The organism is Pantoea sp. ARC270 (assembly GCF_003236725.1).
Classification (GTDB): domain Bacteria; phylum Pseudomonadota; class Gammaproteobacteria; order Enterobacterales; family Enterobacteriaceae; genus Pantoea; species Pantoea anthophila.
Map to the genome: position 1 here is coordinate 31,838 of NZ_PUGA01000019.1, position 13,301 is coordinate 45,138.

Sequence of the window (13,301 nt, forward strand, 5' to 3'; positions counted from 1 at the left end):
GGTCCGGTTTTGCTGTTGCCCTTAACGGCCCCGCTTCGGGGCCGGACTTTTCTTCACTGCCACCTCAACACAGCTACTGCAGCCGGTAACTCGCCGCTTTCTCGCCATTCACCCACAGCTCACGATCTTCACCCGCAGGCAGTAACAGCGCGATCTCCCGCCAGGCAGGCTGATAATCACCGCGTTTTTCCACAGTCAGATCGATGCGCGTGGCGCTGCTGCATAACGTCCAGCTGAGCCACAGGGCGTTCCCCTGCTGCCAGCCGTGACTCTCACCATCATCGTCAAAGGTTTGTCCCTGCGTCGTTACCCCTTCAGGTGCAGGCCATATCTGCCACTGCCGCACCGTGTCGCGCCGCGCATCGGTCGTGCTTTCACACTCACCCAGCGGAATGACCGCACCGGCCCGCACCAGCAAAGGCAGCCGATCGAGCGGCGCATCCAGTGTGATCGTCTCGCCGCCCGCAAACGCCCTGCCGCTGTGCCAGTCATACCAGCCACCGGCATGACGGGGCAGATAAACCTGACGGCTGCGCGCGCCCTGCTCCACCACGCTGGCGACCAGCAGATCGCGACCCAGCATGAAATCATCACACTCCTCATAGGTTCGCGGATCCTGCTCGTGGTCGAGGAAGGTCGGACGCAGCATCGGCTCATCTTCCGAACTGGCCAGCCAGGCCAGCGTGTAGAGATAAGGCATCAGACGATAGCGCAGCCGGATCGCCTCGCGGATCATCGGCGTCACCTCCGGGTACATCCAGGGTTCGTTCACCGTGTGGTCATCATTCCATGAGTGAATGGTAAAGCGCGGATGCATCACGCCATTCTGAACCCAGCGCACAAACAGCTCGGCATCGGGCTTATCGCCCGAGAATCCCCCGACATCGTGTCCGACGTTAAACAGCCCCGACAGGCTCATGCCCAGCCCCATGCGGATGTTATAGCGCAGGGTTTGCCAGCTGGTGCGGTTATCCCCGCTCCAGGTCTGCACGTAACGCTGCATCCCGGCGCAGCCGGAACGCGAGATGAGATAGGGACGCTTGTTCGGGGCGAACTGCTGCTGCGCTTCCATGGAGGCGCGCATCATCAGCAGCGGCATTACCGGCCGGATATGCTTGATGGCGATCGGCTGACCAAAGCCGTGACAGCGTGCCTCGCCATCCCACACCTCATATTCGTTGTTGTCGTTCCAGGTGGCGTCGATACCCTTTTCCAGCAGCTGTCGGGTAACGTTCTCCTGCCACCAGCGCACCGCCTCCGGATGGGTAAAATCGAGGTGCGAACCCTCATCATCCCAGAACACCGAGCGCTCAGGGCGATCCTGCTCAGAGTCCCGAATAAACAGCCCCCGGTCCGCCACCTCCTGATAGCGCGGATGATCCTGCAACAGACAGGGCTTGATGTTAGCCGCCAGCTTCATCCCGGCATCGTGAAACGCCGCGCTCAGGCCGTCGGGATTCGGGACTTTGTCATAGTTCCAGTGGAACACGTAGCGCTTGTTATTGATCGAGGTATAGCCGGAAGAGAGCTGGAACGAGTCGCAGGGAATCTCATGCTCGTGACACAGACGGATAAAGGATTGCAGTTGCTGCTGCGCATCCGGCGCGTCGGTGTAGTGCATGGTCGAGCCGCTGTAGCCCAGGCTCCACTTCGGCTGAAACAGTGTCCGTCCGGTCAGGCGGACAAAGGCTTTGGTGACGTCGAGCAGCGTCGGGCCCAGCATCATATAGTAATCAAGGTCGCCCGCCTCAGCGCGGTAGCGGCGGTAAGGCAGATGGTAGTTATCCAGTTCGTTACCGAGATCCAGCCAGCTGCTGCTGAGGTTGTCATAAAACAAACCGAAGCTGACGCCATCGCGCTGCGTCAGGGTAAACGGAATATGTTTATAGAGCGGGTCGGTGCTGGCGGCGTTGTAGCCCATCGCGTCCAAATTGCGCATCTCAAAGCGCCGGTTGACGCGGTTCAGGTCGCCGCTCTTCTCGCCCAGACCGTAAACCCGATCCTGGGGCTGACGACGCTGATAGTGCTCCACCCCATCCCCGTGCGCGTTGAGCAGATAGGCGCCGGTGTGACGGTCGGCGGTCAGCGGCTGCCAGTTCTCACCATCAAACTGCTCCCAGCTCAGGCAGAGCGGCTGATGCACCGTAACCCGCAGCCGTGACGTGCTGAGGCGCAGCTGCTGAGCATCGTGCTCAACCTGAAAGGGCGGCAGCGTAAAGCCGTCCAGCGCCTCACGATCCCGTCCCTGCCAGGGCACATCCGTAACCGGCGCAATGCTCCAGGTGCGGTCCAGCGCCAGCTCGCCATCGCGCTTCAGCAGAACGCGCATCAGCTTCTCCTCCAGCACGTAAAGCCGCAGGTGATGCCGCTCTTCGACCTTGAGTTCAACAAAGTGGTCGGCCTGCTGATGCAGCGTCCAGTTCTTCAGGGTTTTCATCACGATATCCTTATGGGTTAGCCGGGCGCTGGCGTCGATCGGCGATCAGCATCACCAGGAAAACGGCACCAATCAGGTCAAAAAAGCCCATCGCCACAAACAGCGGATTAAAGCCGATGGTGTCGGCGGTGACGCCGATAATCAGCGAGAAGATAAAGCTGGCAATCCAGGCGCAGGAGCCGCGCATACCGTTGACCGTCGCCATCTGACGGCGATCGAAACGCTCCACCACCAGCGCACTGAGCATGCAGGAGATGACCTGATGCCCGAAGCCACCGATGGAGATGAGCGCGATAGCCAGCAGGGGATCTTTCACCAGCGTCATCAGCGCCAGCGAAACCATTAACAGCGCGCCCGTCACCGAACTGGCGACAATCGAGTTGACGCGGGTAAAACCGAACCAGCGCACATAAATGCGGGTGAGATAACCGCTGGCGACGCTGCCAAGGTCAGCCGCCAGGAAGGGCAGCCAGGCAAACATCACGATCTGCTTCAGATCCATGCCGCGCTCATTGGCGAGGTAGAGCGGCACCCAGAAGCTCAGCACCGCCCAGGCGGGTTCAGCCAGAAAGGCCGGAATCGCAATACCGTAAAACTTCTTCTCTTTACCAATCACTTTCAGCGCTTTGAAGAACGGCAGCTTCTCGCCGATGGCTTCGTTGTCCTGATTGATAAAATCGCGCTCCTCAGCAGAAAGGCGCGGATGGCTCTGCGGAGCGTGATAGCCCCACCACCAGAAGAGCACCCACAGCAGCCCCAGGCTGCCTGTCAGCAGGAAGGCGCCCTGCCAGCCAAAGTTGATGTGGGAAACGTAGATAATGGGCGGTGCCAGCATCGCCCCGATGGAGAAGCCGACGCCCGCCCAGCCTGCTGCCACCGGCCGCTCTTTTTTCGGGAACCAGTCACCAATCGCTTTGGCGTTAGCTGGCGTGGCGGCCGCTTCAGACGCCCCCATGACAAAGCGCAGCAACGCCAGATGCAGCCAGCTTCCGGCCCCCGCGTGCAGCAGACAGGTGACCGACCAGACCAGCGCACAGATCAGGAAGCCCATTTTCAGGCCAATCACATCGATCAGCCAGCCGCAGACCGGCTGAAACAGGGTGTAGGCCAGCTGGAACGCCGCCACCACCCAGGAGTACTGTTCGGTACTCATGTTGAGGCTGGTTTTGAGTTCCGGTGCCAGAATGCCGAGTGAGTTGCGGGTGATGTAGTTAACGGTCACACCCAGCAGGAACATCCCCAGCATCCACCAGCGTAAATTTTTAATCACGCGCACCGTGCGTGAAGCACTGACGGGTTTGGTTGTCGATTCGAGGCTCATAGTGCCACTCCTGATTTCCATTGATAAATCACACCGCCTGCTGGCGTACCGCGTGTCCTTTTAGCGAACTTAGAAAAGTGCGAAACGTGGGTACAGCCTCTTTTTTGCAACTCTTTTCATGGTAGGCTGATTACCGGCAGGAAATGACACTGAAACGCCCATCTGACGCGATTCAGCAGGTTATGAAAAATTTTTCACTGGCAGATTTGAAGGCGATCACAGAATGAAACAAAGGCTGAAAGTAAGCGAAATTGCGGCGCTGAGCGGCGTTTCGATCAGCACGGTGTCACGGGTACTGGCGGGCAAAGCCAACACCCGCCCCGCCACCCGCGACAAGGTGCTGGCCGTGGCGCAGCAGCAGGGTGTGCTGGATAACCTGCACAGCGGTCGCCTGCTGCTGAATAATCTGATGGTCTTCGCGCCGCCGCGTGCCTTCGACGTGCGCAGTGACATCTTCTACTACAAAGTGATTCAGGGGATCAGTCAGGCAGTGGAGCCGCACGAGGTGCGGCTGCGCTACTCTCCGCTGGAAGAGGTGGAGAGTGACGCGGCGCTGTTTATCGACAAGATGCAGCAGACCGAAGCGGCAATCCTGATCGGCATTGATGATGAGCACATTCATCAACTGGCGGCGGAGATGAACAAACCCTGCGTGCTGATTAACGCCCGCGATCGCCGTATGCGGCTGCCTTCGGTTTCGCCGGATCATCAGCTGATTGGGGAGTTTTCAGCCCGCTACCTGTTTGAGCAGGGGCACCGGCAGATCCTGTCGCTGCACTGCCTGCGCCGCTACACCATGGAGCAGCGGCTGCAGGGGGTGCGTGACGCCTGGCATGCGATGAATCTGCGCTTCGACAGCCGTCAGCATCTGCTGACGCTGAACAGCTTCAGCAGCAATGAAGCGGCGGAACGGCTCGGTGAATATCTGCGCCACTGCCCGGACGTGCTGCGCCCGACCGCCATTCTGGCCAGCGGTGATTACATTGCCGCAGGTGCGGTCAGCGCGCTGGAGCAGGCGGGCCTGCGGGTGCCGCAGGATATTTCGGTCATGAGCATGGATGGCTTTAACCTGGCCGCCATCCACGATATTCCCCTGACCTCAGTGCAGGTGCCGCGTGATGAGCTGGGGGCCGCCGCCGTGAAAGTGCTGCAGGAGATGCGACTCAATCCTGCCACCCCGGCCGGCACCCTGCTGCTGAATGGCCGGCTGGTGGTGCGCGAATCGGTGCGCCGCATCCGCGACAACCTCAGCCATGCGCCGGTTCAGCAGCATGGCCTTTACGACTGACCCAGCGTTTTCAGCCGCAGTTCCGACGGCTGAGGACGCCCGAACAGGAAGCCCTGGAACAGCGTACAGCCCTCATCGCGCAGCTTCATAAACTGCTCATCGCTCTCCACCCCCTCGGCGGTGATCTGGATATCCAGACTGCGACTCATGCCGGTAATGGCCCGGATAATCGCCAGCGCCTCACGGCTGTCCCCCATGTCGTTAATAAAGGATTTGTCGATTTTGATTTTGTCGAACGGGAAAGATCGCAGATAGCTCAGCGACGAATAGCCGGTACCAAAATCATCCAGCGCAATCTGCACGCCCAGCGCCTTGAGATTCTGCAGGGTACGGATATTCCCCAGCGAATCATCCAGCAGCACCGATTCGGTGATCTCCACCTCCAGCCGCGCCGGATCCAGCCCGGACTCCTGCAGTGCGCCCTCCACCACCGGCACCAGCGAGCTGTTTTTAAACTGCAGCGGTGAGAGGTTAACCGACACCGACTGGTTGCCTTCCCAGCTCGCCGCTTCGCGACAGGCTTCATAGAGCGCAAACGCGCCCAGCATATGAATCAGGCCGGTCTCTTCCGCAATCGGAATGAAGTCGTTGGGCATGATCAGGCCACGAATCGGATGATGCCAGCGCATCAGCGCTTCATAGCCAATAATGGTGTGGTGGTCGCCATTGGTGATGGGCTGGTAGTAGAGCCGCAGATGCCCGCCGCTGATCGCATCGCGCAGGTCATTTTCAATCAGGCGGCGGCTGCGTGCCACGTCGTCCATCTCCAGCGTGAAGTGCTCAAAGCGGTTACGGCCGTTGCGTTTGGCCTCATACAGCGCCATGTCGGCACAGCGCAGCAGCTGTTCCGGCGTGTTGGTGATGGTGGTGCTGAGCGCAATACCGACGCTGAGCCCGACCGAGAGGTTATGACCTTCGATGTTGACCGGCGGACGAATGGCCTCGATCAGCCGCTGCGCGACCACGCTCGCCTCGTCACCGCTGGCAACCGACGGCAGCACGATGGCGAACTCATCGCCGCCGATACGCGCCAGGGTATCCTGATCGCGCAGCACGTTGCGCAGCCGCTTCGCCACACTGCGCAGCAGCTCATCGCCAATCTGGTGGCCCAGCGCATCGTTCACATTCTTGAAATTATCCAGATCCAGGCAGAGCGCGGCGGTCTGACGCGGCGTCTGACCCGCGTTGCGCAGCGCTTCACTCAGGCGCTGGCGGAACAGGAGACGGTTCGGCAGGCTGGTGAGGTTGTCATGGTGCGCCATGTGGTGAATACGGGCATCTGCGGCGCGCTGGTCGGTCACATCTTCCACCAGCAGCATCAGATAGTTTCGCCGTGCATCCTGACCATTAATCGCGGTGGCGCGGGTGTGCAGAATGCGCTCACCGCTGGCGGTCATCAGCAGCTGTTCACGCTCATGCATCCCCTCGCTGCGCAGCGCCACATCCGCCAGATTGTTGAAATAGTCGCTTAACTCAGGCGACATGCACTCGTGCGGCCGTTTGTTGACGATCAGCGATTTCGACAGGCCAAACAGCTGCTGGGTACGGTCATTGACCAGCAGAATCTCACGGGTAATGGCATCTTCGACAATCACGCAGGAGGGGATGTTGGCGATGATGTTATCGAGAAAACGGGAGAGCGCCGTTTTCTGGGTACTCTGGGCTTCCGCCAGATCACGGGCGCGCAGCACCTGCTGCTCCTGCTCACGGCGTTCCGTCCGGTCGCGGGTGATCTTGGCGAAGCCGATCAGCTTGCCGTCATCGTCGTGGATCGCGTCGATCACCACATGCGCCCAGAAGGCGCTGCCATCTTTGCGGTAGCGCCACCCCTCATCTTCGAAGCGACCGGTCTTCAGCGCAATGCCGAGGTTGGCTTCCGGCGTTCTGTTCAGCCGTTCCTGAGCGCTGTAAAACAGCGAGAAGTGCTGACCCACGACCTCTTCCGCCCGGTAACCTTTGGCGCGCTCGGCACCGGCGTTCCAGTTCACCACCACGCCGTCGATATCCAGCATATAGATGGCGTAATCCGTGACGCCCTCCACCAGCAGCCGGAAGCGTCGCTCCTGCTCGCGCTGCTCATTGCGTACGCGCTGCTGTTCGGTACAGTCGCGAGTGATCTTGGCGTAACCCAGCAGCTTACCCTGATCGTCACGGATCGTATCGATCACCACATGCGCCCAAAAGGCGCTGCCATCTTTGCGGTAGCGCCAGCCCTCATCTTCAAACCGGCCGGTGCGATAGGCGATCTGCAGGTTCTGGCTGGGAACGTGATTCAGACGATCCTGCGCGCTGTAAAAGCGGGAAAAATGCTGGCCGACAATCTCTTCGGCTACATAGCCTTTGGCGCGCTGGGCGCCGGCGTTCCAGTTCACGACGTTGCCGTCGATATCCAGCATATAGATGGCGTAATCGGTGACGCCCTCTACCAGCAGACGGAAGCGCGCCTCCTGTTCCCGCTCTTTGCGCTGCTGCTCCTGCTGCCGGGTACAGTCGCGGCAGACCACAGCGAAGCCCACCAGCTGCGCCACATCATTGCGGATAGGATAGATCACCACATGCGCCCAGAAGGTGCTGCCATCTTTACGGCAGCGCCAGCCTTCGTAATCATAACGTCCCACGGTGGCGGCAATATCGAGTTCCCGCTGCGGCAGACCGCGACGACGATCCTCTTCGTTGTAAAACACGGCGGCATGCTGGCCAATAATTTCTTCTGGCCTGTAACCCAGAACGTTCAGCCCGCCTTCATTCCAGCTGGCGACGGTTCCGTCCGGTTTGAGCATGGCGATCGCGTAGTCGATCACGCTTTGTACCAGCATGCGATAGATGACATCAGAGTTATTATCCATTGTTATTTGCCTGCTGCTCGGTAGCCTAGTCATGGCTTAGGAATGTTCTTAATACATCTGCGGAGACTACAGCGGAAATGGGCTGTGAAGACAAGTGTATTAAGAAGAATAACTAATCTTAACAGGGGAGTTATCGGCAGCGGTGAGCAAATGTTCAATGGTGTCGCGATCGGGGCGAGCGCGCGTGGCTAAGGCGCAGAGCGGGGTTGCGGGAAGAGGGGTAAAAGCGCGAGACGGGCTCGCGCGTCGTTATTCAGCAGCGTGTCTGAAGCAACTTCCCTTATGGCTGCGGCTGCATGGCGGCAATCGGCTGCCAGATTTCTGTCAGTGCCCCCTCTTTTCCGTTAAAGGGATCCTGGGTCGGCAGAGGCACTTTTTTCACCTGCTCCTGCGCCATTTTCAGTTTCGCTGGCTCATCGCGCAGTGTCTCGGGCGACATGCCGCGTGGATAGGCACCGACCACCATAAAGTCTTCACTGGCGCTGACCTGCCGGTGGCCGACGCCTGCCGGGATCAGCACCGCATCGCCGGCGCGCAGCGTCACCATCCGGCCGCTGTCACCGCCAAACAGCACTTCCGCCCAGCCTTCAGCCACACCCAGCAGCTCATGGGTGTTGGGGTGGTAGTGGGTGTAAGGGAAAATCGGATAGCGCCAGGCGGGTGGCCAGCCGTTTTCTTCGAAGGTTTTCTCAAACCATGCGGCGATCTCCTCCTCTTCCGGCACCACGCGTGGCCAGATAATCAGAGGTAACGGGTTATTCGGCACGCCGCCCGACGGAATGGCGAGCATCAGGTGCTGAGGATTGTCAGACGCCCCGGCCGAAAAGGTGCCGGCGGCAAAAGACATCATCAATAACAGACTGGAGGATGGGGTACGCATGCAGGTTCTCCGCTTTTTTTATCAGTGTGGCAAACCTGCGCCACAATGCAATGTGCGCCAGGCGACAGAATTGAGATAATTGACTGATATTGCTGACTAAAGCCAAATGCGGCGTTAACTACAGGGTGTTACCCGCCCTGCACCACCACGGGAAGCGGTTCTGACTGCGGTAAAATGTTGCAAAATGTCAGGCCGCCCGGAGCAGGACGCCGGTCACGGTTCAACTGTTATATAAAAATCGCACAGATCTGTTTCTGATATCCTTGACTGTTATCTGTTCTAATCGCTAGCAGATCACAGAGAGGTAACCAATGGACGCTATTAAACAAATCCTGATTGACGAGATTGCCACGCTTAACCGCGAAGAACGTCGCGACAATTTGCCGCGCTTCAGCCTCTCGTTTCTGAAAAACCATCCCGGCCTCTGGGCGGTGATGTACCTGTGCTATGGCCTGTGCGTTGCGCTGATTTTCACTACCGAGATGCTTGGCTGGCCCGCCTTCTGGTTTGCGACCATCTTTGTCCTGGTGATGAGCCTGCTGATGCTGATGGACATCAACCCGAAATATCGCTTTGAGGATATCGACGCCCTCGATCTGCGCGTCTGCTACAACGGCGAGTGGTATTACGTTCAGCCGGTGCGCGAGCAGGCCGTGTCACGGATTCTGTCGCTGCCCGAGACGCCGGAACGGGTGAAGAGCGGCATCCAGCGTCTGCTGTCGCAAAAAGGCGAAGTTGATTTTTATGATGTCTACTACCTGACCTGGGGCCATCAGGAAGCGGCGCGGGTTTAATCTGCCCCGCTTTCCGCCATTAACCGACCCAGCGTTTCGATTGCCGCCTCGGCCCGGCTGTCCCACGGCCAGGCGGTATTCAGCCTGAAGCAGTGACTGAACTGCTCGCCTGCCGAAAATAACTGTCCCGGTGCAATACTGATCCCCTGCGCCAGCGCGCGCTGATAAAGCCGGGTGGTATTGATCCGTTCCGGCAGCGTCACCCAGAGAAAATAACCGCCGAGCGCCTCGCTGAGCGTGGCCTGGGGTGGCAGCACCTTCAGGAGCGCCTGGCGCACCATCTGTTGCCGCTTCGCCAGGATCTGCCGCAGGCGCTTCAGGTGGGTGTCATAACGCCGTGTCGCCAGAAAATCCGCCAGCGCCAGCTGCATGGGCGCGCTGGTCGAGAGCGTGCTCATCAGTTGCAGCCGCTGAATACGCTGCGCATGCTGTCCCGCCGCCACCCAGCCAACGCGAAATCCCGCCACCAGCGATTTTGAAAATGACCCACAGTGCAGCACGTTGCCCTGACGATCCCAGGCTTTGGCCGGCAGCGGCGCGACATCGCCTGTCCAGAGTTCGGCATAGACATCATCTTCAATCATCGGCACCTGATAGCACGCCAGCAGCGCCACCAGTTGCTGCTTGCGTTCCGGGGTCAGGGTGACGCTGAGCGGGTTCTGCAGGGTGGTCATCAGCCAGCAGGCTTTTACCGGCCAGCGCTGCAGCGCCTCCTCCAGCTGGACGAGATCGATGCCCTGTTTTGCATCCACCGGGATCGCCAGCGCTTTCAGCTTGAGCCGCTCAATCGCCTGCAGCGCGCCATAAAAACCGGGATGCTCAATCACCACGTAATCGCCCGGCTCGGTGAGGGATTGCAGGCTGAGGTTCAGCGCCTCCAGCGCCCCGCTGGTGATGACAATTTCATCCGGTGACAGCGTGATGCCCTGACGCGCATAGCGCTGCGCCAGCAGCTGTCGCAGCGTGGCGTTACCGGGCGGCAGGTTATGCAGCGCATCGGTTGGCGTGAGGTGATGGGAGACATTCGCCAGCGAGCGCATCAGCTGACGCTGCGGAAACAGCGCGGGGTCGGGAAAGGCGGAGCCAAACGGCACTATCGCCGGATCGCGCGTTGCCTGCAGCACATCAAACACAAAGTCGTTGATATCCACCTGCTCGCTGATCGCCACGCTCATGGGCGCGGGTGCCAGCGCGCGGGGCGCGACGTAGTATCCCGACTGGGGACGGGAGACGATCCAGCCCTGGCTCTCCAGCAGCTCATAGGCGTGCAGCACCGTCATCAGGCTGACGCCCTGCTGCGCCACCTGCTGGCGCAACGAGGGTAAGCGTGTGCCCGGCAGCCAGATGCCGGCCTCTATCTGCTGCTGAATCTCATCCATCAATCGCTGGTATTTCGCCACGGCTCATCTCTCCTTGTCTGACCGCGTGACTTTACCACGCGCGGCGGCCAATGACAGGCGGCATGAACCGCTTAAACAGCCCCGTTGCACTGACGCAACGCGCACGGGACGCTTTTTCAGCCCCGACGCGCGCGTCAGACCGCTGCCACCTCGGGCGTCAGCGGCCGATCGCCATCCGCAATCAGGCCCGTGCTGGCCACCGTTTCTTCAGTTTCTGCCGCGACAAAGTCGGTCAGCTCCGGCACCCGCTCCGGCGGAACCGGCTTACCCAGCAGATAGCCCTGCAGCGTATTGCAGCCCAGGCTGGTCAGAAACGCCTGCTGTTCGGCAGTTTCTACCCCTTCAGCCACCACTTTGAGTTGCAGCGACTGCGCCAGCGCCACGATGGCCGACACGATGGTGGCATCCTCTTTCTGATGCTGCAGCTCGTTCACAAAGGCCCGGTCGATCTTCAGTTCGCTGGCCGGTAATCGCTTCAGATAGAGCAGGCTCGAGTAGCCGGTGCCGAAATCATCAATCGAGGCTTTCACGCCCAGCCGGGTCAGCTCGGTCAGGATACGCACGCTCTCATCGGGGTCGCGCATCGCGGTGGTTTCTGTCACCTCCAGGGTCAGCAGCTCGGCCGGAATCTGATGTTTTGCCAGCGCCTCAACCACCGTCTCCACCAGATTCGACTGCTCAAACTGCAACGCCGAGAGGTTAACCGCCACCGACCAGTGCGGGTGCCCCTGCAGATGCCACTGGCGCAGCTGGCGGCAGGCTTCCTGAATTACCCAGTTGCCGATATTAACAATCATCCCGGTCTTTTCCGCCATCGGCAGGAATTTGTCGGGCGACAGCAGGCCGTGCTGCGGATGCTGCCAGCGCAGCAGCGCCTCAAAACCGAGGATCGGACCACGCGGGGCGCAGAATTTTGGCTGGTAGAAGAGGCGCAGCTCATCATTATCCAGCGCCTGCCAGAGATCGTTATTCAGCTGTAGCTGACTCTGTGCCTGAATATTCATGGAGGGCTGAAAGAAGGTATAGCCGTTGCGGCCATTATTTTTGGTGTGGTACATCGCCGCATCCGCATTGAACATCAGCTCCCGCTCATCCACTCCGTCGCCGGGATAGACGGCAATTCCGAGACTCAGGGAAACCACCAGTTCATAGCGGGAGATATCAAACGGACGATCCACCGCTTTGACCAGCTTATCGGCGACGGCCGCGGCATCATTGGGATCGTCAATCTCCACCAGCAGCACGAACTCATCGCCGCCAAGCCGCGCCAGCGTGTAGTAGCCGGTCATCTGCTGACTCATTCTCTCGGTTACGCCAACCAGCAGACTGTCACCAATATGGTGACCAAAGGCGTCGTTAACCGCCTTGAAGCCATCCAGATCCATAAACATCAGGGCGAACTGCGTCTGTTCACGGTTCGCTTTGTTGATCGCCTGCTCCAGCCGATCTTCCAGCAGGATGCGGTTTGGCAGCCGCGTCAGGTTATCGTGCAGCGCCAGCTGGGCCAGCTCGCGATTCGCCTCCGCCAGAGAGCTGGCGAGAATCGAGGTGCGCGCCTGCATCCGCGCATCCAGCATAGAGACCAGCAGGGTAATCCCCAGGATAGAGAGGGTGACCACGGTGACCAGAATCGCCAGCCAGTTGCTGTTGACGCCCTGCCCCACCGAATGACTGTGCGCGGGAAACTCGGCGGCCATCATGCCGGTGTAGTGCATACCTGCAATGGCAAACCCCATCACCACTGCGGCGCCAATCCGCAGCAGCGTGACCCGGCTGGTCTGCCCTTCGCGCAGGTTAAAGGCGAGCCACAGCGCCGCGCCAGAGGCCGCCAGGGCGATGACTACCGACAGCCCCACCCAGCCCCACTGCCAGACGATACCGGGCGAGAACATCAGGGCCGCCATGCCGGTGTAGTGCATCGCCACCACGCCGCTGCCGAGGATCAGCGCGCCGCCCGCCAGCCGCGGCCAGGGCAGATCGCTATGGCAGACCAGCCACAGCGCAAATATCGACGCACACACCGCGATGGCGGCAGAGAGCGCGGTCAGTGAGGCGTTATAGCTCATCACCATATCCATGTTCATCGACAGCATGCCGATAAAGTGCATCGCCCAGATGCCGATCCCCATGGAAAAACCGCCGCCGAACAGCCAGACCAGCGCGACTTTGCCGGTCGAATGCACCACCCGCCCTGCCATATCCAGCGCGGTAAACGAAGCCAGCATCGCGACCAGAATCGAGACGATAACAATAAAAGAGTCGTATGAGGTCGCTAACATAGTGCATTCCCGCGAAAAGCCGTGCTTGTGGTTAGACAGAGAGTTCTGAAAGTGTT

At 59.9% G+C, this 13,301-nt stretch carries 8 protein-coding genes; 2 read left to right on the forward strand and 6 right to left on the reverse strand.

What is annotated here, in order from left to right:
* Positions 1-73 precede the first annotated feature (73 nt).
* Together CKF42_RS10625 and CKF42_RS10630 are read right to left on the reverse strand one after the other, a co-directional pair.
* Positions 74-2,437, reverse strand: a complete 2,364-nt coding sequence (locus CKF42_RS10625; RefSeq protein WP_111208155.1) for a TIM-barrel domain-containing protein — start codon at positions 2,435-2,437, stop codon at positions 74-76.
* A gap of 10 nt (positions 2,438-2,447) precedes the next feature.
* Positions 2,448-3,758, reverse strand: a complete 1,311-nt coding sequence (locus CKF42_RS10630; protein ID WP_111208156.1) for an MFS transporter — start codon at positions 3,756-3,758, stop codon at positions 2,448-2,450.
* Positions 3,759-3,981: 223 nt separating this feature from the next.
* Here CKF42_RS10630 and CKF42_RS10640 point away from each other — a divergent pair, with 223 nt between their 5' ends.
* Entirely contained in the window at positions 3,982-5,046 is a 1,065-nt protein-coding gene (locus CKF42_RS10640; RefSeq protein WP_058958356.1) for a LacI family DNA-binding transcriptional regulator, read from the forward strand.
* Here the strand turns inward: CKF42_RS10640 and CKF42_RS10645 are convergent.
* Together CKF42_RS10645 and CKF42_RS10650 are read right to left on the reverse strand one after the other, a co-directional pair.
* Positions 5,037-7,892, reverse strand: a complete 2,856-nt coding sequence (locus CKF42_RS10645; protein ID WP_111208157.1) for a bifunctional diguanylate cyclase/phosphodiesterase — start codon at positions 7,890-7,892, stop codon at positions 5,037-5,039. The two genes, CKF42_RS10640 and CKF42_RS10645, sit on opposite strands and share 10 nt — an antisense overlap.
* A 280-nt stretch (positions 7,893-8,172) precedes the next feature.
* On the reverse strand, positions 8,173-8,772 hold the full coding sequence (locus CKF42_RS10650) for a cupin domain-containing protein (protein ID WP_111208158.1): 600 nt from the start codon (positions 8,770-8,772) through the stop codon (positions 8,173-8,175).
* Between the two features lie 311 nt (positions 8,773-9,083).
* On the opposite strand from CKF42_RS10650, the gene CKF42_RS10655 reads away from it, so the two are divergent.
* Positions 9,084-9,566 carry a YlaC family protein gene (locus CKF42_RS10655; protein ID WP_009087228.1) on the forward strand — a complete coding sequence of 161 codons (483 nt, stop codon included), beginning with the start codon at positions 9,084-9,086 and terminating at the stop codon, positions 9,564-9,566.
* Here CKF42_RS10655 and CKF42_RS10660 read toward each other — a convergent pair.
* Complete coding sequence (locus CKF42_RS10660) at positions 9,563-10,966, reverse strand: PLP-dependent aminotransferase family protein (protein ID WP_111208159.1); 1,404 nt, start codon at positions 10,964-10,966, stop codon at positions 9,563-9,565. The two genes, CKF42_RS10655 and CKF42_RS10660, sit on opposite strands and share 4 nt — an antisense overlap.
* A gap of 134 nt (positions 10,967-11,100) precedes the next feature.
* Entirely contained in the window at positions 11,101-13,245 is a 2,145-nt protein-coding gene (locus tag CKF42_RS10665; protein WP_111208160.1) for a bifunctional diguanylate cyclase/phosphodiesterase, read from the reverse strand.
* Positions 13,246-13,301: the final 56 nt, after the last annotated feature.